Source organism: Actinokineospora terrae (assembly GCF_900111175.1).
GTDB classification, from domain to species: domain Bacteria; phylum Actinomycetota; class Actinomycetes; order Mycobacteriales; family Pseudonocardiaceae; genus Actinokineospora; species Actinokineospora terrae.
Map to the genome: position 1 here is coordinate 516202 of NZ_FOGI01000003.1, position 22854 is coordinate 539055.

General features: G+C 70.0%; 21 protein-coding genes. 11 read left to right on the forward strand and 10 right to left on the reverse strand.

Annotated elements, in window-relative coordinates; genetic code table 11:
• Positions 1-3 precede the first annotated feature (3 nt).
• Complete coding sequence (locus BMY07_RS07980) at positions 4-636, forward strand: response regulator (RefSeq protein ID WP_092776152.1); 633 nt, start codon at positions 4-6, stop codon at positions 634-636.
• A gap of 92 nt (positions 637-728) precedes the next feature.
• A complete protein-coding gene (locus BMY07_RS07985; protein WP_092775813.1) occupies positions 729-1910 on the forward strand; it encodes an acyltransferase family protein in 1182 nt (393 codons plus the stop codon).
• Here the strand turns inward: BMY07_RS07985 and BMY07_RS07990 are convergent.
• Genes BMY07_RS07990 through BMY07_RS08005 form a run of 4 tightly spaced genes read right to left on the reverse strand, consistent with a single transcriptional unit; the run spans position 1885 to position 8725 of the window.
• A complete protein-coding gene (locus BMY07_RS07990) occupies positions 1885-3027 on the reverse strand; it encodes a GAF domain-containing sensor histidine kinase (RefSeq protein WP_092776155.1) in 1143 nt (380 codons plus the stop codon). The genes BMY07_RS07985 and BMY07_RS07990 overlap by 26 nt on opposite strands.
• A gap of 8 nt (positions 3028-3035) precedes the next feature.
• Entirely contained in the window at positions 3036-6209 is a 3174-nt protein-coding gene (gene cydC / locus BMY07_RS07995) for a thiol reductant ABC exporter subunit CydC (RefSeq protein ID WP_092775815.1), read from the reverse strand.
• Positions 6206-7213 (reverse strand): cytochrome d ubiquinol oxidase subunit II, encoded by a 1008-nt coding sequence (gene cydB, locus BMY07_RS08000; RefSeq protein ID WP_092775818.1) that lies wholly within the window; start codon positions 7211-7213, stop codon positions 6206-6208. Before cydB ends, cydC begins: the two co-directional genes overlap by 4 nt.
• 24 nt (positions 7214-7237) lie before the next feature.
• Complete coding sequence (locus BMY07_RS08005; RefSeq protein WP_092775821.1) at positions 7238-8725, reverse strand: cytochrome ubiquinol oxidase subunit I; 1488 nt, start codon at positions 8723-8725, stop codon at positions 7238-7240.
• Between the two features lie 316 nt (positions 8726-9041).
• Between BMY07_RS08005 and BMY07_RS08010 the strand changes: the two genes are divergently transcribed.
• On the forward strand, positions 9042-9641 hold the full coding sequence (locus tag BMY07_RS08010; protein WP_092775824.1) for a TMEM165/GDT1 family protein: 600 nt from the start codon (positions 9042-9044) through the stop codon (positions 9639-9641).
• Positions 9642-9693: 52 nt separating this feature from the next.
• On the opposite strand, the gene BMY07_RS08015 is transcribed toward BMY07_RS08010, so the two are convergent.
• The 3 genes from BMY07_RS08015 to BMY07_RS08025 are packed head-to-tail and all read right to left on the reverse strand — an operon-like array spanning position 9694 to position 12434.
• Entirely contained in the window at positions 9694-10323 is a 630-nt protein-coding gene (locus tag BMY07_RS08015; RefSeq protein WP_177215499.1) for a helix-turn-helix domain-containing protein, read from the reverse strand.
• 51 nt (positions 10324-10374) lie between these two features.
• The gene (gene fahA, locus BMY07_RS08020; RefSeq protein ID WP_092775829.1) at positions 10375-11571 is read right to left on the reverse strand and encodes a fumarylacetoacetase; all 1197 of its coding nucleotides are present in this window, start codon (positions 11569-11571) and stop codon (positions 10375-10377) included.
• On the reverse strand, positions 11568-12434 hold the full coding sequence (locus BMY07_RS08025; protein WP_281245049.1) for a DUF488 family protein: 867 nt from the start codon (positions 12432-12434) through the stop codon (positions 11568-11570). Before BMY07_RS08025 ends, fahA begins: the two co-directional genes overlap by 4 nt.
• A gap of 93 nt (positions 12435-12527) precedes the next feature.
• Between BMY07_RS08025 and BMY07_RS08030 the strand changes: the two genes are divergently transcribed.
• Both BMY07_RS08030 and BMY07_RS08035 read left to right on the forward strand, forming a co-directional pair.
• The gene (locus BMY07_RS08030) at positions 12528-13703 is read left to right on the forward strand and encodes a homogentisate 1,2-dioxygenase (RefSeq protein ID WP_092775835.1); all 1176 of its coding nucleotides are present in this window, start codon (positions 12528-12530) and stop codon (positions 13701-13703) included.
• A gap of 162 nt (positions 13704-13865) precedes the next feature.
• A complete protein-coding gene (locus BMY07_RS08035) occupies positions 13866-14426 on the forward strand; it encodes a hypothetical protein (RefSeq protein ID WP_143073395.1) in 561 nt (186 codons plus the stop codon).
• On the opposite strand, the gene BMY07_RS08040 is transcribed toward BMY07_RS08035, so the two are convergent.
• Positions 14390-15484, reverse strand: coding sequence for a hypothetical protein (locus BMY07_RS08040; protein WP_092775841.1), 1095 nt, complete (start codon positions 15482-15484; stop codon positions 14390-14392). The genes BMY07_RS08035 and BMY07_RS08040 overlap by 37 nt on opposite strands.
• Before the next feature lie 116 nt (positions 15485-15600).
• On the opposite strand from BMY07_RS08040, the gene BMY07_RS08045 reads away from it, so the two are divergent.
• Together BMY07_RS08045 and BMY07_RS08050 are read left to right on the forward strand one after the other, a co-directional pair.
• Positions 15601-16386 carry a DUF2470 domain-containing protein gene (locus BMY07_RS08045; protein WP_092775844.1) on the forward strand — a complete coding sequence of 262 codons (786 nt, stop codon included), beginning with the start codon at positions 15601-15603 and terminating at the stop codon, positions 16384-16386.
• Between the two features lie 10 nt (positions 16387-16396).
• Positions 16397-17203, forward strand: a complete 807-nt coding sequence (locus BMY07_RS08050; RefSeq protein WP_092775848.1) for a CPBP family intramembrane glutamic endopeptidase — start codon at positions 16397-16399, stop codon at positions 17201-17203.
• Positions 17204-17209: 6 nt separating this feature from the next.
• Here BMY07_RS08050 and BMY07_RS08055 read toward each other — a convergent pair whose 3' ends face one another.
• The gene (locus BMY07_RS08055) at positions 17210-17623 is read right to left on the reverse strand and encodes a hypothetical protein (RefSeq protein ID WP_092775851.1); all 414 of its coding nucleotides are present in this window, start codon (positions 17621-17623) and stop codon (positions 17210-17212) included.
• A gap of 81 nt (positions 17624-17704) precedes the next feature.
• On the opposite strand from BMY07_RS08055, the gene ligD (BMY07_RS08060) reads away from it, so the two are divergent.
• Both ligD (BMY07_RS08060) and ligD (BMY07_RS08065) read left to right on the forward strand, forming a co-directional pair.
• A complete protein-coding gene (gene ligD, locus BMY07_RS08060) occupies positions 17705-19150 on the forward strand; it encodes a non-homologous end-joining DNA ligase (protein ID WP_092775853.1) in 1446 nt (481 codons plus the stop codon).
• Positions 19147-20085: a non-homologous end-joining DNA ligase gene (ligD, locus tag BMY07_RS08065; protein ID WP_092775855.1), complete on the forward strand. Its 939-nt coding sequence runs from the start codon at positions 19147-19149 to the stop codon at positions 20083-20085. Before ligD (BMY07_RS08060) ends, ligD (BMY07_RS08065) begins: the two co-directional genes overlap by 4 nt.
• Here ligD (BMY07_RS08065) and BMY07_RS08070 read toward each other — a convergent pair.
• A complete protein-coding gene (locus BMY07_RS08070) occupies positions 20062-20496 on the reverse strand; it encodes a DM13 domain-containing protein (RefSeq protein ID WP_245782266.1) in 435 nt (144 codons plus the stop codon). The genes ligD (BMY07_RS08065) and BMY07_RS08070 overlap by 24 nt on opposite strands.
• A gap of 283 nt (positions 20497-20779) precedes the next feature.
• On the opposite strand from BMY07_RS08070, the gene BMY07_RS08075 reads away from it, so the two are divergent.
• Positions 20780-21961: an arginine deiminase gene (locus BMY07_RS08075; protein ID WP_092776158.1), complete on the forward strand. Its 1182-nt coding sequence runs from the start codon at positions 20780-20782 to the stop codon at positions 21959-21961.
• A gap of 49 nt (positions 21962-22010) precedes the next feature.
• A complete protein-coding gene (locus BMY07_RS08080; RefSeq protein WP_092775859.1) occupies positions 22011-22577 on the forward strand; it encodes a DinB family protein in 567 nt (188 codons plus the stop codon).
• Positions 22578-22854 lie beyond the last annotated feature (277 nt).

Genomic DNA, 22854 nt, shown 5'->3' on the forward strand with positions numbered 1-22854 from the left:
GTGATCAGGGTGCTGCTCGTCGACGACCACGAGGTGGTCCGGCGCGGGCTGCGCGACCTGCTCGACGGCGAGGACGACATAGAGGTCGTCGCCCAGGCTGGTGGAGTCGGCGAGGCTCTTGCGCTGACTTCGTCGTTGGCCTCATCGCGGCCGGTTGACGTCGCCGTTGTCGACATGCGGCTGCCGGACGGGGACGGGGTAGCGCTGTGCCGGTCGCTGCGAGCGCTGGCGGTGCCTCCGGCGTGCCTGGTGCTCACGGCGTTCGACGACGAGTCCGCCCTCATCGAGGCGATCATGGCGGGCGCGGCGGGCTACCTGTTGAAGCAGGTCAGAGGGCATGACCTGGTGAACGCGGTGCGTGAAGTCGCCGCGGGTAGGTCACTCCTCGACCCGGTGACGACGGCCCACGTCCTGGACCGGATGCGACGCAGCGTGGAGGCCGACGAGCTGGCGGGCCTCACCGAGCGCGAACGCGAGGTGCTCGCCCTGGTCGGCGACGGGATGTCGAACCGCGAGATCGCCGAGCGGCTCTTCCTGGCCGAGAAGACGGTCAAGAACCACGTCACGTCGGTGCTGGCCAAGCTCGGGATGCAGCGCCGCACCCAGGCCGTCGCCTGGTTCGCCCGACGGCGCTGACCTGCCGCCTCGCCCACGAAGGCGGGACTGGACAGGGGAACACGAGTGGGTCCCGTAGACTCGGTTGGCCGATTACACCTTTGGGGGCCCGTGTGCGAACGCTGGACCACGCCGACTTCCTGGACATGCGGCGCTTCCCCGCGCTCGACGGGTTGCGCGCGTTCGCGGCGGTCATCGTCATCATGTTCCACTTCGCCGGGCCCAAGTACCTGTGGCTGTCCGGCTGGACCGGCGTCTACGTGTTCTTCGTGCTGTCCGGGTTCCTGATCACCACGCTGCTGCTGCGCGAGCAGGACCGCACCGGGCGGGTGTCGCTCAAGGCGTTCTACCTGCGCCGGGTGTTCCGGATCCTGCCGCCCTACCTGGTGATCCTGGGCGGCATCGTGATCTTCGTGTACCTGCGCGGCGAGTTCCGGTTCCGGTTCATGCCCGAGGTGCTGCCGTACTACCTGACCTTCTTCAACGAGTTCCTGCCCGGCGTCTACCCGACCGCGCCGGACAACTTCTTCTCCGGCTCGTGGACGCTGGGCATCGAGGAGAAGTTCTACCTGTTCTGGCCGTTCCTGCTGGTCATGGCCGGTGCGGTCGGGCTGGCGGCGGCGTGGCGCAAGCTGGCGTTCGCGGTGGGCGCGCTCGCGGTGATGATCGCGCTGGTGCCCATCACCAGCGGCTGGCTGATGCACGGCTCGCAGAAGACGCTCTACATCTCCACGATCCACTACTCGATCCTGCTGATCGGCTGCGTGCTGGCCGTGGTGATGCACCACCGGCGCACGTACGCGCTGGTGAAGCCGCTGACCCACCCGCTGGCGGCCATCCCGGTCGTCGCCGTGTTCGCGGTGCTGCACGTGAACATGGAAGACCTGTGGTGGGACACCGAGAACAACCTCGCGCTGTTCCTGGTCTACGGCGTGGTCGTGGCCCTGCTGCTGGTCGTGCTGATCGCGCCGGGGCCGATGCGGTGGGTGCTCTCCACCAGGCCGATGCGGTTCGTCGGCGAGCGGTCGTACTCGCTGTACCTGCTCCAGCAGCCGGTGCACTTCATCGTGGTGCTGACCATCCCGTCGCTGGCGCAGAACCGGCTCATCACCGCGCTGGTGGTGGTCCTGGTCGGGCTCGCGATCGCCGACCTGATCCACCGCTGGGTCGAGCAGCCCGCGATCAACTACGGCAAGCGCCTGATCGCCCGGCGCCGGGCCAAGCGCGCCGAGGCCGCCCAGGCGATGGACGAGACCCAGCCGATCCCGGTCACAAAGGTCGCGACACCCGCCTGAGCGGGACCTCCCAGGTCACGGTGGTGCCGCTGCGGGGGGACGAGCGCACGTGGCAGTGCCCGTCGACCTGCTCGGCGCGTTCCCTGAGGTTCTTCAGGCCGCGCTCGGAGACCCCCTGCGGGATGCCGCAACCGTCGTCGGCGATGGTCAGGCGGAGCGTGGCGGGGGTCCGGACGAGGTGCACCGCGACGCGCAGGGCGCCCGCGTGCCTGACGACGTTGGACAGGGCCTCCCGGAGCGCCGCACGGAGGTGGTCGGCCAGGTCAGCGGGCACGTCCGCGATGTCGCCGGTGATCTCGAAGCTGGGGTCGAACCCGAGCAGTTCGCGCGCTGTGGCGACCTCCGCCTCCACGGACTCGGCCAGGTCGGCCTGCGGCGCGGGGTCGGGGTTGCGCAGGGTGCGGACGACGGCCCGGACATCGGCGATGGCGGCGTCGAGCTGATCCACGGCGTCGGTGAGGCGGGTGGCGTCCGGCTTGGGGAGCTTGCGCGTGGGGCGGCGGGCTAGAAGGTCCAACTGCATGCCTGCGGCGTAGAGGCGCTGGATGATCACGTCGTGGAGATCGCGGGCTATGCGTTCGCGTTCTTCATAGAGGCCGACGCGCTCGTGGGCGTTACGTCCTTCGGCTAGGACTAGGACCAGGCCAGCTTGTGCGGCGAAGGCTGTCAGGACCTCCACCGTGCCGCCGGTGAAAGGCTTGCGTCCCCGGCGGCGGTAGACGGTGAGGGCGCCTAGACGTGACTCGCGCGTACCGAAGGGGGCAGCGGCGAAGGGACCGTAGGCGGTGAGTTCACGGGGGACGTAAGGGGACGTGCGCGGGTCCGTGGTCACGTCATCGGCCACGATCGGAACGCCACCCCTAGCAACCCTCGCCGCCGACGACCGCGACGACAGGACCAGGCCGATGGGATTGGTCGCGCGAGCCCCGTATGCCGCCTCCACGGTGAGGGAGCCGTCATCGCTACCGGCCATGACTAGCCCTAGATCCGCCTCAGCCAACTCGGCGGCAGCGCGCACTACGAGATCCAGCACTGCGTCCGGGTCTTGGCCGGAGAGCGCTGCCGTGGCGATCTCGGTGGAGGCGGTAAGCGTCCGCGCGGCGAGGGTGGGGTCCATGGTCACCATCAGGCTAGGCCCTCACCAACGCGTTCCAGCTGGAGGTCGTGGCGCACGGGATCGGCCTGGGGTGGGGCGAGGTGCACGGTGATGTCGGCGTGGGTGGCTTCTTCGGGGCGGTGGGTGATGTGGAGGACGGTCTTGCCTGCGAGGGCTTCGCGGAGGGTTTTCAGGACGCGGGTGGCGGTGGGGGTGTCCAGGTGGGCGGTGGGTTCGTCGAGCACGACTAGGTCGGCGTCGGCTAGGAGGGCTCGGGCTAGGGCTAGGCGTTGGGCTTCGCCGCCGGAGGTGGTGGTGGCGGTGGTGTTCAGGTCGAAGCCGGGGAGGGCTGACTGGGTTAGGGCAGCCGCCAGGTCCGCATCGGTGGCGTGGGGGTTGGCGAGTTTGAGGTTCTCGCGGACGGTGGTGGAGATGAGCATGGGGTCTTGGGGGCACCAGGCGACGGTGGGTGGGCGGGTCAGGGTGCCGGATTCCGGGGTCAGGAAGCCGAGGAGCACGGCCGCCAGGGTTGATTTGCCCGCGCCGGATGGGCCGACGACGGCTGCGTGGGTGCCGGGGGGCAGGTGGAGATCGAGTCCGCTCAGGGCGGGTCGCGATGCGCCGGGCCAGCGGGCGGTGACGTTCTCCAGGTGGACGGCGGCGCCGGGAGTCCACTGCCGGGGACCGGCGGGCGGGGCGGACTCGAGGGCGGTGATGCGGGTGTGGGCGGCGCGCAAGGCGGTCAGGTGGGTCATCGCAGGCGGTAGGAGCGCGAGGACCTCGGCCAGCGCGAGCGGGACTAGAGCCACGATCGGGATCAGAACCGGGTCGATGCCCACGGCCAAGTAGGTGCTCACGACCGTGGCCGCGCCAAGAAGCAGGGTGATCAGCGCCTGACCGGCTCCCGCGCCGAAGGCCTGTCGCTTGGCACGGGCCACGAGAGCAGCGTCGGCAGAGGCTAGAGCCGCGCGGTGCTGGGTGTGCCTACCGAACGCGATCAGGTCTGCCGCGCAGGCGAACAGGGTGAGCACCCCAGCCGCGACAGTGCGTCGGCCCTCCGACAGCGCGGTAGTGGCCCGGCGCTCGGCGACAAGAGACACCAACGGCGCACCTAGACCGGCAAGGACCACCGCGACCGCTAGGGCGAGACCAGCGCTCGGCAGGATCGCGGTCTGCACGGCGATAGCGGCAACGCACGCACCCAGGGCCACCAGCGGCGGCACCAACACGCGCGGAGTCAGGTCGCGAACCGTGTCGACGTCATCGACGAACCGGCGCAGCCCCTCACCCGATCGCAGGCCGAGCGCCCGCGCAGGCCCGATGCGGACAAGCGCTTGCCACAGACGAACCCGCAGGTCAGTCGCGGTCCGGAAGACAGCGTCGTGGACGGCGAGGCGCTCGGCGTAGCGCAGGGCTGCCCGGGCGAGGCCGAAGGCGCGGACACCGACGACGGCGACGGACAGGGTGAGGATCGGCGGCTGCTGGGCGGCCTTGGCGATCAACCAGGCCGACAGCGCGGCGAGCAGCACGCCACACACGAGCGCCGCCGACCCCAGCGCGGCACCGCCCAGCATCCGGCGGTTGATCAAGCCCCGCAGCGAGTCGGACCCGGCCACCGCCTCGTCCGCGACGTCCACGTGGGGGCGGGCGACGGGCTCCGTCTGCGCTGCCTCGACCGCGCGGTGGGTGGCCATGATGACGGCGACGCCCCGGTCAGCGGCCTTCTCGATGGCCGCCATGACGGTGGCCGCGGTAGCCGGGTCGAGGTGGGCGGTCGGCTCGTCCAGCAGGAGCAGGCGCGTTCCCGGTCGAGCCAGGGCCCGCAGGAGCGCCACCCGCTGCCGCTCCCCCGCCGAGAGTTCAACAATCCTACGATCCAACAAGTGAACAATCCCAAGCTCGGCAGCCAAGCCCGGGTCGTCGACCTCATCGGCCACAACAGCCTCAGCGAACTCAGGCCGCTGTGGCACCCACGTGACGACTTGTCGCCAAATCGACATATCGACATCGGATAGGGGAGTGCCGTCCACCTCAACAGCGCCCTCGAACGGCACGAACCCGAGCAGCGCGGCGAAGGCAGTCGACTTGCCCGAACCACTGGCAGAGCTCAACCGGACGATCTCGCCCGGCCGCACCACCAACGACAGACCATCAGGCGCGTACCCACCGCGTCGATGCACCCGCAAGCCGTCGATCCGCAGCTCCCTGAACCCATCGACCGCGCGACTCCCGCGAGCAGCGACGACCGGGATCTCCGCGACCCGCCGAATCGCCTCTAGGCCATCTTCGCTGGCGTGATGGGCAGCCCCAGCGGCCCGCAGCGGCAGGTAGCACTCAGGGACCACGATCAGTACGAACAGACCCACGGCCAAGGTGAGGTCACCGGCCACCAGCCGCACACCGATCACGACCGCGACAAGCGCCACCGACAGCGTCGCCACCAGCTCCAGAGCGAACGCCGACATGAACGCCACTCGCAGCACACCGAGCGTGCCGCGCCGATGAGCGTCCGAGACCGTCCGCACGGCCTCCGCCTGCGCCGACGCCCGCCGGAACGCCGTCAGGACCGGCAGCGCGCGCACCAACTCCAGCAGGTTGCCCGACAACCGCTCGGTCGCCGCAGCGGCGGGACCCACCCGGTCTTCGGTGTAGCGACCGATGACCACCGCGAACAGCGGGATCAACGGCACCGTCAGCGCCACCACCAGAGCAGAAGGCCAGTCCACGAACAGGATCGATGCGCCCACCGCCAACGGCGCCACGGCAGCGGTAACCAGCGCAGGTAGGTACACCCCGAAGTAGGCGTCCAGCGCGTCAAGCCCGCGCGTCGCCAGCGAGGTCAGCTCCCCCACTCCACGCGCGGCGATCCACTCGGGCCCTAGAGCCAACGCACGATCCAGGGTGATCGCGCGCAGTTCCTCTTTCGCCCCAGCCGCCGCGCGCGTTGAGACCACCTGCGTCGCCCAGCCCAGGAGCGACCTTGCGACCACAGCGCCAGCCAACACAGCCAACGTCCGCGACGAAAACCCGGTAAGAACCGAAGCCAGCGCCCACGCCTGCACCACCAGCGCGGCAGCGTTGACGACAGCCAACCCGCCACTCAAGGCCAACGCCCGGCGCGCCGACGGGAACAGTCCCGGCAGCGCGCCGAGCGGGCCCCTCCCGGACCGACTGGCGGGTCGAGGCTGTCCGGGAGGAGTCATGGGACGTGCACCGGCGGGATGTGCGCCGTGCTGACCCGCTTGCGGAACACCCAGTAGGTCCAGCCCTGGTAGACCAGCACGGCGGGTGTGCCGAACAGGGCGACCCAGCTCATGACCTCCAGCGTGTACGGGCTCGACGCGGTGTCCGCGACGGTCAACGAGAACGCCGGATCCACAGTGGACGGAAGCACGTTCGGGTAGAGCGCGCCGAACAGGGCGACGACCGTCGCCACGACCGCGACCCCCAGCGCCGCGAACGCTTGGCCCTCGCGCCCCGCCGTGAGCCGTTCGAACGCCAGCGCCGCGACCACGATGACAACGACCACGGCCGTCCACGTCCACCACTTGCCTGACGTCAACTGCACAACCACCAGCAGCCCGGCCAGCGGCAACAGCGCCCATGGCCCTACCCGAGTCGCGAACGCGCGTGCTCGGTGCCGGATATCCCCATCGGTCTTGAGCGCGATGAACACCGAGCCATGGACCAAGGCGAACCCGACCAGCGCCGCCGCCCCCAGTAGCGACTCAACGGTGACGGCCGCGAACGGCGATCCCACGCGGTTACCGTCAGCGTCGATCGGTAGGCCCAACACCGTCGTGGCCACCAAGAGCCCGACCCCGATGGCCGCCACGAGCGACCCGGCGACGATCACCCGGTCCCACCAGCGGCGCCACCGGTCCGAGTCGACCTTCCCGCGGTACTCGAAGGCGACACCGCGGCCGATGAGAGCGACCAGGAACAGAAGCAGCAGCAGGTAGGTCCCACTGAACAGGGACGCGTACCAACCCGGGAAGGCAGCGAAGGTGGCGCCGCCCGCGACGAGCAGCCACACCTCGTTGCCGTCCCAGACCGGCCCGATCGTGTTGATCATGACACGGCGCTCGGTGTCGTCCCTGGCCAGTACCGGCATCAGCATGCCGACGCCGAAGTCGAAGCCCTCGAGGAACAGGTAGCCGAGCCAGAGCACGGCGATCACACAGAACCAGAGGTCGGCGAGATCCACAGTGGACTCCCAGTCGATGGCGGGCTAGTAGGCGAAGGCGAGGTGGTCGTCGGACGTGCCGTCCGGCTTCTTGGGCGGCATGACCCCGGCGACCCCGCCGCGCACGTACCGGGCGATGAGGAACACCTCGACCACCGCCAGCGCCCCGTACACCAGGGTCAGCGTGATCAGCGACGTCCACACCTCCCCCGTGCTCAGGCCGGACACCCCGCGCGCGGTGAACATCCACACACCGTCCACACCGGACGGATTGGGCACCACCACGAACGGCTGACGGCCCATCTCGGTGAAGATCCAGCCGAAGCTGTTGGCCAGGAACGGTGTCGCGATGCCCGCGAGGGCCAGCCGGGGGAACCACTTCCCGCGCGGTATCCGCCCACGTCGGGTCACCCACAGCACCCCGACCGCGGCAAGAGCCGACAGCGCGCCGAAGCCGATCATCAGCCGGAAGCCCCAGTAGGTCACCGGGAGGTTGGGAACGTAGTCGATGGGCTGACCCGAGAGTTCACCCAGCCGGTCGTCCACCGGGTAGTTGGCGCCGTAGCGCTCGCGGTACTCCTGCACCAGGTCCTCGATGCCGCGCACCTCGCTGGTGAAGTCGTTGTGCGCCAGGAAGGACAGCAGCGCGGGCACCGTGATCGACTTGACGTCCTCGCAGTCCGGCCTGCTCACGTCCCCGATCGCGAAGACCGAGAAACCGGCGGGCTGCTCGGTGTGGCACAGCGCCTCGGCGGCGGCCATCTTCATCGGCTGCTGCTCGAACATCAGCTTGCCCTGCAGGTCGCCGGTGATCGCCAGCGCCGCGAAGGCCACCGCGCCGACCCAGCCGCCGTAGCGCACCGAGGCCCGCCACACCGGCCGGTTGCCGTCGTCGCCGTGCTGGTCGTCGCGGGTCCGCCAGAGGTGCCAACCGCCGACACCGACCAGGAACGCGCCCGCCACCGCGAAGCAGCCCGCGACCGTGTGCGGGATGGCGGCCAGGGCGGTGTTGTTGGTCAGCACGGCCCAGATCGAGGTCAGCCGCGGCTTCCCGTCGACCAGCTCGACCCCGACCGGGTGCTGCATCCACGAGTTCGCCGCCAGGATGAAGTACGCCGAGGCGACCGTGGCCAGGCTGAACGCCCACGCGCAGGCCAGGTGCACCCGCTGGGGCAGCCGGTCCCAGCCGAAGATCCAGAGCCCGAGGAAGGTGGACTCTACGAAGAACGCGACCAGCCCCTCCATCGCCAGCGGCGCGCCGAACACGTCGCCGACGAACCGGGAGTACTCGCTCCAGGCCATCCCGAACTGGAACTCCTGCACGATGCCGGTCACCACGCCCATGGCGAAGTTGACCAGCAGCAGCTTGCCCCAGAACTTGGTCATCCGCAGGTACTTCACGTCGCCGGTGCGCACCCACGCTGTCTGCATCCCGGCGACGAGCACCGCCAAGCCGATGGTCAGCGGCACCATCAGAAAGTGGTAGACGGTGGTGATCCCGAACTGCCACCGCGCCAACTCCAGAACGTCCACGGTGAACAGTGTCGACCCGCGCGACGCGTTTTCGCAGGTCCGCGAGTCCTGTCTAGCCGGGACGTAGGTCCCGTGAGGGGACACACGTCCGTGGCCCCACCCACAGCGGTTAGGCTTACCGAGCCAGAGGGGAGTAGTTCCCGCGACCGTGCGCTTCTGCGGTCCGGCGAGGACATCGACATACTGACTCGAGTTTGAGTCCGGTGCCTCACCCGCGTCCACGCGGGCGAACGAGACCTCCGGCCGGGTAGGACCATGCCCGGTCGGAGAACGCTCGCCTTCCTCCGTCCGGGCCTCGGACGTGGAGGACTTTGCTGTGGGAAGTGCCCTTATCGCGTTCGCCAGCGCTTTCGCCCTGGTGCTCGCCGTCGAGCTACCGGACAAGACGCTGGTGGCGACCCTGATCCTGACTACGCGTTACCGCGCGCTACCTGTGTTCGTCGGGGTAAGCGTGGCGTTCGCGGTGCAGTGCGTCATCGCGGCAGCGTTCGGTGGCGTGCTCTCGCTGCTGCCCGACCAGGTGGTGGCCGCCGTCGTGGCCGCACTGTTCGCCCTGGGCGCGTTCCTCCTTCTCAAAGAGGGGTTCGCGAAGCAGGAGGAGGAGACTGCCGAGGCGCAGGAGGCGACGCCGACTGCGTCGTTCTGGCGAGCCGGGTTGACCTCGTTCGGGGTGCTGTTCGCCGCCGAGTGGGGCGACGCCTCGCAGATCGCCACCGCGGGGCTGACCGCCAGGTACGCCGAGCCGGTGTGGGTCGGCCTGGGGGCCTGGGTCGCGCTGGTGCTGGTCGCGGGGATCGCGGTGCTGGTCGGGCGCAAGATCGCCGAGCGGATCAAGCCGCAGCTGATCCAGCGGGTCGCCGGGTTCGTGTTCGTCGGGTTCGCGCTGTTCGCGACCTACGAGGCCATCTTCGGCTGAGCCGCCGAACCACAGCTACGACCGCGTTGGGTCGTAGCTGTGGAAGGCGGGGCTAACGCAGCGACTCGGCGATGATCGCGGCGGCCGCGACCACCTTCGGGCCGACGACAGCGCCATCGAGCGGTTCGAAGGTGACAACGCCGACGCTCGCGCGCAGGTCCAGGACGCCGCGCACCGGTGCCGCTATCCCGTAGGCGCCGGGCTGCAACTCCCCTACCGAGCCCAACCAGCCCAGGTCGCCCGGACGCATCGTGATGGCCTTACCGGCCGCGCCCTTGTGCAACGGGTGACGGGTGCCGACGCGGTAAGCGACGTGGTAAGTCGTCCACGACGGTTCCACGACGGCGACTGCCTGCGCCTCATCGCCATCAGCGACGGTGAGGTGAGCGGTAGCGCCAACGGCTTCCGCCAGCTCACGCAGCGCCGGTAGGGCCGCCACACGAAGCTGCGGGGCGACCTTCGCGGCGAGTTGGAGTAACCCGAGCCCGAGGCGGACCTTCGACCCCTCACGGCGGACCAGCCCGCGCGACTGCAACGGCACCAACAGCCGGTACACCGCCGCACGGCTGGCCCCGATCGCCGCCGCGAGATCGCTTATCGTCGGCGCCTCGGTGTCGGAGTCGGCCACCGCCTGGAGCAACGCCAGGCCGCGGTCGAGGGTCAGCGAACTCTCCTTGGCCACCGGGACCGCCTGCCGGGTGACCGGCCCCGTCGACCGTATGCCAGGCACCGGTCAGTCCCCCGCGGCCAGGATCGTCCCGGCCACCTCGGACAGGCCGATGACCGTGCCGTCCGGACCCGGCGCGGTCGCGGTGATCACGATCGTGTCGCCGTCGAGCAGGAAGGTGCGCTCGCCGCCGTCGTCGAGGGTGATCTTCTCCTTGCCGCCCCAGCTCAGCTCCAGGAACGAGCCGCGCTGGTGCTTCTCCGGACCGGAGATGGTGCCGGAGGCGAACAGGTCGCCGGGGCGCACGGTGGCGCCGTTGACGGTCATGTGCGCCAGCTGCTGGGCGAAGGAGAACGCCATGCCCGCGAAGTCGGGCTTGCTGACCAGGGTGCCGTTCCAGAACACCTGCAGGTTGATGTCGAGGCCCCAGTGGGTGTCCTCGACGAGGTAGTCCTGCCTCGGGTGGCCGGGGTCGGGCACGGGGACGCGCGCGGCCGCGAACGCCTCCAGAGGGGTGATCCAGGCGCCGATAGACGTCGCGAACGACTTGCCCAGGTGCGGGCCGAGCGGCACGTACTCCCAGGCCTGGATGTCGCGCGCGGACCAGTCGTTGACCGTGACCACGCCGAACACGTGGTCCGGCGCGGCGGAGGTCGACACGCGGCGGGCGACAGGGCCACCGCACACGAAACCGATCTCGGCCTCGATGTCCAGGCGGACGCTAGGGCCGAAAACAGGCCCGTCGTCGCCCTTGCGTTGACCGTGCGGGCGCTCGACATCGGTGCCGGAGACGATGACCGTGCCGGAGCGGCCGTTGTAGCCAACGGGCAGGTGGCTCCAGTTGGGGAACACCGCTTCGCCATCGGGCCGGAAGATGCGGCCGACGTTCTCGGCGTGGTTGCGCGACGAGTAGAAGTCGACGTAGTCGCCGACGGTGAACGGCAACCGGGTCACCGTCTCCGACAGCGGCAAGAGCACCGCACCCTCAGGCGCGGCCGTTGCCTTAACCAGCTCTGTCAGCCGCGCACGCAGCGCCGACCAGGCAGGCCTACCAGCGGCCAGCAGCGGGTCGAGCGAGTCAGCGGCAACGAGCTCGGCCAACTCTGCCGTGAACTCGTCCGCAATGGGCCTCAACGGCAACGCGTGGTCACCTACGCGCACCGCGACAGCAGGACCCTCCGCGGTCTCCACGACGCCGTAGGGCAGCGTCTGGGGGCCGAAGGGCTTGTCCGCGGCGAACGCGGGGTCGTCGATCCAGCTCACAGCAGGCCCAGCCCTTCCAGGTCCTCCACCGGCTCGCTCAGCGAGCACGATCCGTACGAACCGAACACCGCCCGCACCGCGTGCGCGGCCTGGTCGGTCAGCCCCTTGGCCTCCTCGGCGAGCACGGCGCCGTCGGTCTCCGACAGCGCGGCGCGCACGTCACCGCCCGCGAGCAGGCGCGAGGTCGCGACCAGCAGGTTCAGGAAGCCGTGGTGGTCGAACCCGGTCTCGTGGTCGGTGTGCCGGACGGCGTTGTGCAGGCCCGCGGTCGCCTTGAACGACGCCTCGCCCCTGCTGATCACCGCCAGGAAGTCGGCCACCTCGTCCACGCTGGGGAACGCCTCGCGGCTGAGGCCACCGCAGCGGATCTTGGGCCAGCTGCCGTGGTCGACGACCCTGCGGATGCCGTCGAGCCACTCCACGCCGCCGCGGCGCGGCTCGACCACGCGGATGACGTCCTCGGGCACGAACTCGTTCACCCGCTCCAGCCACACGTCGTCGACGTCCGCCGGGGCGGGCATCTCCACCATCCGCAGCGCGAGCAGCTCGGCCCGCGACTCGACGATGGACAGCGCCTTGGGCACCCCGCCCAGGCCGGTGTCGATGACAAGCGAGAGCGCCACCGGCTTGGCTGGCTTCGCCTTCACCAACTCGGTGATCAGCTCGGGCAGGCGGGAGGCGTTGCACAGGAACAGGCCCATCACGCCCGCGTTCCCGCCGTCGCGCCCGGCGAGGTGCATGCGCACCGCGTCGGGCATGGGTGCGTTGCCCGGGGGGAACAGGGCCGCGTCGTCGACAAGCCGCGCGAACAGCGGCGGGATGCCGCGCGGACCGGGGCCTGGGAGGGGAGCTGCGCTTGACACGGCTGACACGCTAGTAGCGTACCGCCAACTGAACAAAGATGTCCGGTAGGCGGACACAGCAACTGAGATTCTGAGAGGTCTCCGGAGGAGCACATGCCGCACTACCGGCGCGTTGGGGACATCCCCCGCAAGAGGCATACCCAGTTCCGGTCGCCGGAGGGGAAGCTCTACGCCGAGGAGCTGATGGGGGTCGAGGGGTTCTCCTCCGACTCGGCTCTGCTCTACCACCGCCACCTGCCGACCGCGATCGTGAACGCCGAGGTCGTCGAGGACTTCCGCGGCGCGCTGGTGCCGAACCACCCGCTCAAGCCGCGGCACTTCCGCACGCAGGGCCTCAAGTTCAGCGCGGACACCGACGCCGTGACCGGCCGCAGGACGCTGTTCGGCAACTCCGACGTGATCATCGGGTTCGCCACCGCGTCCGCGCCGAGCCCGCTCTACCGCAACGCGGTGGGCGACGAGCTGTTCTACGTGCAGGGCGGCAGCGGCACGGTGGAGACCGTCTACGGCGCTCTTGAGGTGTCTGAAGGCGACTACCTGGTCATCCCGACTTCGACTACCTACCGCGTTGTGCCCAACGGCGAGATGCGGCTGTTCATCGTCGAGGCCGCGGGGCACATCGGCCCGCCCAGGAGGTACCTGTCGTCCAAGGGCCAGTTCCTGGAGCACTCCCCCTACTGCGAACGCGACCAGAGGGGTCCGACGGAGCCGCTGCTCGTCGAGGGTGAGGATGTCGAGGTCCTGGTCCGGCACCGGGCAGGCCTAACGCGGTTCACCTACGCCAACCACCCGTTCGACGTGGTCGGCTGGGACGGGTGCCTGTACCCGTGGGTGTTCCACATCAACGACTTCGAGCCCATCACCGGCCGCGTGCACCAGCCGCCGCCCGTGCACCAGACCTTCGAGGGCCCGAACTTCGTGGTGTGCTCGTTCATGCCGCGCAAGGTCGACTACCACCCCGACGCGATCCCGGTCCCGTACAACCACGCGAACGTCGACTCCGACGAGTTGATGTTCTACGTCGGTGGCAACTACGAGGCGCGCAAGGGCTCCGGAATCGGCATCGGGTCGCTGTCGCTGCACCCGAGCGGGTTCACCCACGGCCCGCAGCCGGGCGCCGCGGAGGCCTCCATCGGGGCCGACTTCTTCGACGAGACCGCGGTGATGGTGGACACCTTCCGGCCGCTCGACCTGGGCGAAGCCGCCACCGACAGCGAGGACCCGCGCTACGCGTGGAGCTGGAGCAAGCGCGGACCGGACTGGAACTGACGTCGCGATCGGGCGGTGTTCGCATTGTGAATACCGCCCAATCGCGATCGGGCCACACCTCATTGTCCGCAAATCACCAACTGGAACCAGGGTCGCATTTGGAGGGTGGATTCCCCTAGGATCTTGGCCCTGTCCCGGTACTGGGTGGGGTAAGGGTGGGCAATGGGTTATGCGAGGGAACTAGCCGATCCATGGGGTCTGCTCCTGGCGGCGAGCGCGGCCGGGGTCGCCTGGGCGATCCACTTACCCCCGTGGATGACGCTGGGGGTCGGCGTCGTGGTGCTCGGCGGCAAGGCGGGCATCGCCCGGCTCATCCAGGAGCCCGAGGAACCACCGGCGCCCGCGATCGAGCCTGACTCCGCCGAGGACGTCTGGCTGCGCCGCTTCCACGCCACCCGCGCGGAGATCGACCCCAGGTTCGACGAGACCATGGACGTGCTGGACCGGGCGCTGCGCCGGTTCGCGGTCCGGGCGTCGGCCATCGTGCGGGTCGAGGTCGCCGCGGACGACGTCGCCGAGCTGACCCGGCTGACCGACACCTACAACACCCTGATCAGCCAGTTGGAGGCCGTGGTCACCGCCGTCGAGGACCTGGTCGGCGTCGAGGACCCCGCCGAGGAGTTGGCCGAGGTCAGGCAGGCCGCCCTGCGGACAGAGCGGGCCACCCGCGGCTGGGGCGACGCCGGTCAGGAACCGAAATCGGCCCGGCTGAGGAACGGATAACCGGGAATTCCCGCCACCATCTGTTTGCCCTCCCCCGGTATACCTGCCACCCAGAGTTTCCCCGTAGCGGCGACATTCGCACGGATAGCGTGACCAGCGCGCGTTAGTTTCACCGGCACGGTTCGGCCATCTGCGAACGTGGCTTGCATGGTCACCGTTTCCCGACCAACCCGAGTCGGCTCCGGTAGCTCTACCGCCACCGCGTTCCACGGTCCCGCTGACAGCAACTTGTCGACCTTTGCCCAGTACAGCGCCTTGTAGAGCCGCCACGCGAAGAAGCCCGCGATGACGAGCGTGCCGACGAACACGCCGATCGCCAGGCCGACCTGGCCGGCCTTGACCCCGCGTTGCAGCAGGTCGACGACCACGAAGCCCGCGAAGGCCAGGAGGACCACCGGCGCGACCATGTCGGTGCGCGAACGCTTGCGCGGGGCGGCGATGACCTTGGCCAGCACCGCGTCACCGGAGGCGAGTGAGGCCCTCGCGGGGTCCGGCTGGTCCACAGTGATCTCGTACCCGGTGGACAGGTCCGTCGTGGACACCCGCGCCTGCCCCAGCGGTAGCGCTAACCCTGTCGACCGGATGGCGACCCAACCCTTGTCGTCCGGGCCTACCAGCCAGATCTTGCTGGTACGGGCAAGGATCTGCTGCGCCGCCCACGGCAGCGCAGGGGCCAAGATGCTCAACGACTTGCCGTAAGCCTCTTTGACTACCAGCCGCGCGCGCGGAAAACCCTTGCTGGGCCGGTAGACCTTGACCGATGCGGCACGCCACGGTTCCGCGCGCAGCAACCGCCCCGCCGGACCGATCCAGAAGCCGGTGATCACCAACGCCAGGACCGAGGTCACCACGAACGCCAGCGCGGCGATGGCCAGCACCGCGATCCCGATCCAGCCACCACCGGCGACGATCAGCCAGACCGCCGGTACGGCGAAGACGACGGCGGCCAGGGGCAGGCCGATCAGCGGCAAGCGCAGCGCGGAGAGGGCCTTGGCGGTGGCCAGGTCCTCGATCGCGGGCCTGCCGGTCGGTGCTTCGACGGCGGGTGCCTCGCTCATGTGCCCTCCTTGTCGGGTGCGGCGCGGGCAGCGTAGCCAGTTCGTGGGATACCGACGCCACGACTTCCCAGCGGACCCACCTGCAAGTTAGGGTGACCTAACTCAGGAGGTGAGTCGTGACCAGATCGGACGCACCACGTCCCCCCGCGCCGCACCCGGCCGAACGCGCGCGCAGCATCGCCGCACTCGGCGGGCGCGCGACGCTGGTCCCCGCCGCGGACCAGGGGCAGGGCGACCGGGTCGTCCCCCTCCTGCACCACGCGCACGCCGACGGCTCGGTCAGCGTCCTGCTGCCCGACGACCACGAGCTGGTCGCCACCGCCTGGCAGGCGCCGCGCGGCGAACTGGCCACGATGGTCGAGCTGGCCGACACCGCCCCGGTCCCGCTGCGCGAACCCGTCCGCGGGCTGCTGTGGATCACCGGCTGGCTGCGGGCACTCGGCGACGACGAGGCCCGCGCGCAGGCCGTGCTGGTCGCCGAGGAGCGGCCCGACCCCCGGCTGCTCGACCTCGGCCACGGCGCGGCACTGCTGCGGCTGGTGCCCGCCTCGCTCGTGCTCGCCGACGCCGAGGGCACCCACTCGGTGGGCGTCCCCGCCTTCACCCAGGCCGAGCCCGACCCGTTCGTCACCTTCGAGGCGGGCTGGCTGCGCCACCTCGAGCTCTCGCACACCGACGTCGTCGGCTCCCTGGTCCGACACCTGCCGGAAGACCTGCGCGGCGGGCACGTGCGACCGCTGGGCCTCGACCGGTTCGGGCTGCGGCTGCGGGTCGAGGCCATCGACGCCGACCACGACGTCCGGCTCGCGTTCTCCCGGCCGGTGAGCGACCCGAGCGAGCTCAGCGCCGAACTGCGCAGGCTCGTCGGCTGCCCGTTCCTGGCCGGCAGGCACACCGGGTAGGTTCGCCCGGGTGGTGAACCTGCGCGCGTGGTTCGCGCCGGAGCGGCCGGGCGACGACCTGATCCAGGACCCGGCGCAGCGGCGGCTGGTGTGGATCGAGCTGCTCATCGTCTTCGCGGTCACGCTCGGGCTGTCCGGGCTGAGCAGCCTGGTGTCGCTGGTCGACGCGCTGCTGCAACCAGTCGCCCTGAACCAGCAGACCGTCGCCATCAACGTGCCGCAGGCCGACCTCGACCTGCTCGACTTCATCAAGCAACTACTCGGCGTCATCCGACTCGTCGCGTGGGGCGCTCTGGGGCTGTACCTCCTCTATCGGGCTGGAACGCGGCTGCACCAGGTCGGGCTCGATGGGCGCCGCAAGGGTCGTGACGCCGCTGCCGGGGTCGGTCTGGCGGCGATCATCGGACTACCGGGCCTGGTGTTCTACCTGGTCGGCCACGCCATCGGGATCAGCCTGGCAGTGGCGCCGTCCACGTTGGACGACTCCTGGTGGCGACCGATCGCGCTGACCCTGCTGGCGGCGGGCAACGCGTGGGCCGAGGAGGTACTCGTCGTCGGGTACCTGATCACCCGGATGAGGCACCTGGGGTTCCGGGAGAACTCATCACTGCTGTTCGCGGCGGTGGTGCGCGGGTCGTACCACCTGTACCAGGGCTTCGGCGGATTCATCGGCAACCTCGTGATGGGCCTGGTATTCGGCCGCGTATGGCAACGAACCGGGCGGCTGTGGCCGCTGGTCATCGCACACACACTGCTGGACTTCGTGGCATTCGTGGGCTACTCACTACTGCGCGGCAAGGTGTCCTGGCTGCCGTAGCCCGATTTATGCGGTGAGCAGGCCGATTCCGATCGAGACCACGCCCACGGCCAGGGAGAGCGCGCCGAGCCAGATCAGGGCGATGAGGCGGTTGGGTTTGGTCACCTCGCCGCGGCCCATGGACGAGAAGAAGAAGCCTGCGGAGATCAGGGCGGCCGCGGCGGGGACGCCGATGCGGGCGATCCAGCCGATGGGGCCGTCGAGACCTGCTGCGTCGGCCAGGAGGAGGCAGACGAGGCCGAGGGTGACGAGGACGCCCGCGTGGGCGTGACCCGCGCGGGCGAACTTCTGCTGGAACGGGGTGAGGCGCTGGTCCCCCCGGGCGAGGCGCAGGAGGAACCAGCCGCCGAACTCGATACCGACGACGGAGAGCAGGACGGTGCCCGCGAGCAGGCGGCTGGGATCGGAGATGGTCAGCATGGCGATAGATTACAGTGTTACGTAACAGCGTTTCAATACCTTTGCCTGGCGGATCACCGCAGCTCGAGGTACGAATGGGTCATGGCGGGGCTGGGCGAGTACCGGCGCAAGCGCGACGCCGGGAAGACCCCCGAGCCCGTGCCGGTCGACGACGCCCTGCCGGTGGGCGGTGACGACACGTTCGTCATCCAGGAGCACCACGCGTCCCGGCTGCACTGGGACGTGCGCCTCGAACGCGGCGGGGTGCTGGTGAGCTGGGCGGTGCCGCGGGGGCTGCCCACCGAGCCGGGCGACATCCGGCTGGCCGTGCACACCGAGGACCACCCGATGGAGTACGCGACCTTCGAGGGCGAGATCCCCAAGGGCGAGTACGGGGGCGGCCGGATGGTGATCTGGGACCGCGGCACCTACGAGACGGTCAAGTGGAGCGACCGCGAGGTGGCCGTAGTGTTCTCCGGCTCGCGGGTGCGCGGTAAGTACACCTTCTTCCATGGCGGTAAGTCCGAGAAGGACTGGATGGTGCGCCGGTCAGAGCCACCGCAGCAGTCCGACTGGGTAGCGCTACCGACGTCGCATGAGCCGATGCTCGCCAGTCCGGGCGCACTGCCGCCGGACGACGACGCCTGGGCATATGAGTTCAAATGGGACGGTGTGCGCGCCCTGGCGAGAGTGGACAGTGGGCGACTGCGACTGTTCTCGCGCAAGGGAAACGACATCACCGGCAGCTACCCCGAGCTGCGCACGCTGGGTGAGGAGCTGGGTAGCACGCAGGTGTGGCTCGACGGGGAGATCGTCGCGTTCCGCAACGGGAAGCCGTCGTTCGCCGAGCTGCAGAAGCGGATGCACGTCTCCGACGAGCGGATCGCCCGGAAGCTGGCCGCGGAGACACCGGTGACGTACGTGGTGTTCGACGTCCTGCACCTCGACGGCCGCCCCTGCCTGGACCTGCTGTACACGCAGCGCCGGGAACTGCTGGTCGGCCTGGACCTGCGCGGGCCGCACTGGAACACCTCGCCCAGCTACCCCGGCGACGGCAGCGCGGTGCTGGAGACGGCGCGCGAGCAGGAGCTGGAAGGGATCATCGCCAAGCGGCTCGGCTCGCGGTACCACCCGGGTAGGCGATCGCCCGAGTGGCTGAAGATCACCGACCAGCGCGCGGTGGAAGTGATCATCGGCGGCTGGCGGCCCGGCGAGGGGCGGCGGTCGGAGGTGTTCGGGTCGCTGCTGGTCGGCATGCCGACGCCGGACGGGCTGCGGTACGTCGGGCAGGTGGGGACCGGGTTCACCGACGAGGTGCTGCGCACGTTGACCGCGAAGCTGCACCGGCTGGAGCGCAAGACCTCGCCGTTCGGCACCGAGGTGCCGCGCGACCGGGCTCGCGGGGCGCGGTGGGTGCGGCCGAGCCTGGTGGGCGAGGTCGCGTTCCTGCACTGGACCGACGACGGACGCATGCGCGCGCCGACCTGGCGTGGACTGCGTGCGGACAAGGACCCGTCGGACTTACCGGTGGCGGGGTGGCGCGAGTGACCGGCGAGGTGCTCGTCGAGGTCGAGGGCAGGCGGCTGCGCCTGACGAACCTCGACAAGGTCCTCTACCCGGAGGACGGCTTCACCAAGGGCGACGTGATCAACTACTACAGCCGGGTCGCCCCCGCCCTCACGCCGCACCTGCTCGACCGCCCGGTCACCTTCCGCCGCTTCCCCGACGGGGTCGGCAGACCGGGCTTCTTCGAGAAGAACGCCTCCCGCCACAGCCCCGACTGGATCCGCACGGTCACCATCGAGACCCCCGGCAGCACAACCGGCGCCGAGAGCCTCGACTTCGCCCTGCTGCGCGACCTGCCGTCACTGGTGTGGGCGGCGAACCTGGCCGGGCTGGAGCTGCACGTTCCACAGTGGACTGTCGGCTCCCGGGGCGCGCGGCGCTCCCCGGACCTGCTGGTGTTCGACCTGGACCCCGGCGCACCCGCCACGGTGGTCGAGTGCTGCGTCGTCGCCCTGCGGCTGCGGGACGCGATGGCGGCGGACGGCCTGGAGGTCGTCGCCAAGACCAGCGGCTCCAAGGGCATGCAGCTCTACGCCGCCGTGACCACCAGTTCCCCGACCCGGACCTCCGACTACGCCAAATCCCTCGCCGAACGCCTGGAACGCGACCTGCCCACCCTGGTCACCTCCCGAATGGCCAAAACCCTCCGCCCCGGCAAGATCTTCATCGACTGGAGCCAGAACAACCCCAACAAGACCACAATCGCGCCCTACTCCCTGCGCGCCCGCCCCACCCCGACCGTGTCGACACCGGTGACGTGGGCGGAGGTGGAGTCGTGCACCTCGGTCGCGGACCTGACCTTCACGGCGGACGAGGTCCTGGACCGGGTGGACGACCACGGAGACCTGTTCGCGCCACTGCTCACCAAGGGCCCGAAGCTTCTCGCCCAAGGCCTACCCGAGGACAAGGGGCGCTGAGCCGAAGGCGACGTTGAAGCGGTCGCACCAGATCACTGTGCTGCGGATGTCGGTGAGGTCGGCGTCGGCGGGGATGGGGTAGTTCTGGTTGCCGTCGGTGGCTTTGAGGTCGCCCAAGGGGACGTAGCGGATGTCGTCGTAGGCGTGCCAGTCGGCGGCGGCGGGGGTGGCGGAGAGCCAGACGTGGACGTCGGGGCCGTCGGAGGTGGAGAAGTTCTCCAGGCGCAGGACTCTGGTGCCGTCCTGCTCGAGGATCCGGGCGGTGCCGCGGGTGGGGTGTTCCTGGCTGACGAAGGTGCCCTCGGCGAGGACCTTCGGGCCGGGCGGGTTCACCGGGACCGCAGTAGTGGACGCGACAGCAGCGGTTGTGGACACAGCGGCGGGGGTGGTGAACGGGAGTGCCTCGTCCACCGAGCTCCGGGTGACCAGGCGCCAGGGCTGGAACAACCACAATCCAACGGCAACAGCCACTGTGACGGCGACAATGCCGCCCCACACAGCCTTCCGACGCAACGATCGATGCATGAAACGAGCCTTTCGGTTAACGAACCGGCTACCATCCTGGCGATGTGTGGCGTTCTCCGCCATCATGCCCGGTCGCGGGCGGTGTTTTCCGAAGCGAGTCGTTACGCTCGCAGGTGTGACCGCCTTCCCGGATGTCCCCGATGCCGAGCAGACAGCGGCAGCGCCGCGCGTGGACAGCGAGGTCGGACCGCTGCGCACCGTGCTGCTGCACCGCCCGGGCAACGAGCTCAAGCGGCTGACCCCGCGCAACAACGACCAGCTGCTGTTCGACAGCATCCCGTGGGTCGACCGGGCGCAGGACGAGCACGACGCGTTCGCCGACGTGCTGACCGGGCGCGGGGTCGAGGTGATGCGGCTGTTCGACAGCCTGGTGGTCGCGCTCGCCGACGAGCGCGCGCACGCCGCCGCTGCCGCCACCGCCGTCGACCGGCGCAGGTTGGGCACCGAGCTGGCCGACGCGCTGGGCGCCTACCTGTCCACTGTGGACGCAAAGGGGCTCGCCGACGTGCTCACCGGCGGCATGACGTTCGAGGAACTGCCCGCGGCCGAGGGCGCGTCGCTGGTGCGCAAGATGCACCACCCGCACGACTTCGTGGTCGACCCGCTGCCGAACCTGCTGTTCACCAGGGACTCCTCGGTGTGGATCGGCAACCGGGTGGCGATCGCGTCGCTGGCGATGCCCGCGCGGGCCCGCGAGACCGCGCTGCTGGACCTGATCTACGCCTACCACCCGCGCTTCCGCACCGCGGGCCGCGCCTACGGCGCCCACTCGGCCCCCGTCGAGGGCGGCGACGTGCTGCTGCTGGCCCCCGGGGTCATCGCCATCGGGGTCGGCGAGCGCACCACCCCGGCGGGCGCGGAGTCCCTCGCCCGGTCGGCCTTCCGCGACGGCCTGGCGCACACCGTGCTGGCGGTGCCGATCGCGCAGGACCGGGCGACCATGCACCTGGACACCGTCTGCACCATGGTCGACCGGGACGCGGTGGTCATGTACCCGGCCATCCGCAACACGCTGCGCGCCTACACGCTGCGCCCGAGCGAGACCGGCGTCCAGGTCGACGGCCCGGCCCCGTTCCTCGACGCCGCCGCGGCCGCGATGGGCATCGACCGGCTCCGGGTGATCGACACCGGCCTGGACCCGGTGACCGCCGAGCGCGAGCAGTGGGACGACGGCAACAACACCCTCGCGCTGGCCCCCGGCGTGGTGGTCGCCTACGAGCGCAACGTGGAGACCAACTCCCGGCTGGAGGACGCGGGCATCGAGGTCCTGCGCATCAGCGGCTCCGAACTGGGCACCGGCCGCGGCGGCCCCCGCTGCATGTCCTGCCCGGTCAGCCGCGACCCGCTCTAAGCCGCCCGGCCCCACCACGCCCCGGCACGGGTGTGGTGGGGTGGAGCCCATGCTCAGCGACGCCGCGAAGACGTACCTGCACGACGACCTGCGCTGGATCCGCGCGGCCACCCTCGCGAAGCTCGACGGGCTCGGCGAGTACGACATCCGCCGCCCGCTCACCGCCACCGGCACCAACCTGCTCGGTCTGATCAAGCACCTGGCCGCCTGGGAGGCCAGGTACTTCGGCGAGGTCTTCGCGCGGCCGTTCCCCGAGCCCCTGCCCGAGCGCGGTGCCGACATGTGGGCGACCGAGCACGAGTCCCGCGCCGAGGTCATCGACCGCTACCGGCGCGTGTGCGACCACTCCGACGCGACGATCACCGCCCTGGACCTCGACGCCCCCGGCCACGTGCCGTGGTGGCCGTCCCCCGAGGTGACGCTGTTCAAGGTCCTGGTCCACTTCCTGGCCGAGAACAACCGGCACGCGGGCCACGCCGACATCCTGCGCGAACAACTCGACGGCGCGGTGGGTGACGGGGAAAGCGCGGCCGGTAGGGAACCCGCCTTCTGGGAGAGCCGCCGTGCGGAAATCGAGCGGGTCGCCGAGGCAGTTGGCCAAGCCCCGGTCAATTGACCCCAACTAAGGCGAGCCTATCTTTCCCCATTCGCCGGACAACCGGCGTAAGATGAACAGCAGAGCGCCGCCAAGATCATTGTTCAGCGCGGCGGGTGATCTTGCAAGGACCGGGTCGATCCCGCAGGTCAGGACCTGTCCCACGATGCGGTGAAGCCGGTCGGCGGAGTTAGGAATGGCTAACCTCAACAAAGGTTCGAAAGCCTTGCCTAACGTGATCGAAATAGCCCGCCAAATGGGGTTCCGGTAGCGCGGGAACGCGGCGAATCGCGTACCG

Excerpts from the sequence above, each read along its gene's own strand:
- BMY07_RS07990 (WP_092776155.1), bottom strand. The coding sequence starts at position 3,027 with ATGGACCCCACCCTCGCCGCGCGGACGCTTACCGCCTCCACCGAGATC.
- BMY07_RS08040 (WP_092775841.1), bottom strand. The coding sequence starts at position 15,484 with ATGAGCGAGGCACCCGCCGTCGAAGCACCGACCGGCAGGCCCGCGATC.
- ligD (WP_092775853.1), top strand. The coding sequence starts at position 17,705 with ATGGCGGGGCTGGGCGAGTACCGGCGCAAGCGCGACGCCGGGAAGACC.
- BMY07_RS08035 (WP_143073395.1), top strand. The coding sequence starts at position 13,866 with ATGGGTTATGCGAGGGAACTAGCCGATCCATGGGGTCTGCTCCTGGCG.
- BMY07_RS08030 (WP_092775835.1), top strand. The coding sequence starts at position 12,528 with ATGCCGCACTACCGGCGCGTTGGGGACATCCCCCGCAAGAGGCATACC.
- cydC (WP_092775815.1), bottom strand. The coding sequence starts at position 6,209 with ATGACTCCTCCCGGACAGCCTCGACCCGCCAGTCGGTCCGGGAGGGGC.
- BMY07_RS08080 (WP_092775859.1), top strand. The coding sequence starts at position 22,011 with ATGCTCAGCGACGCCGCGAAGACGTACCTGCACGACGACCTGCGCTGG.
- BMY07_RS08055 (WP_092775851.1), bottom strand. The coding sequence starts at position 17,623 with ATGCTGACCATCTCCGATCCCAGCCGCCTGCTCGCGGGCACCGTCCTG.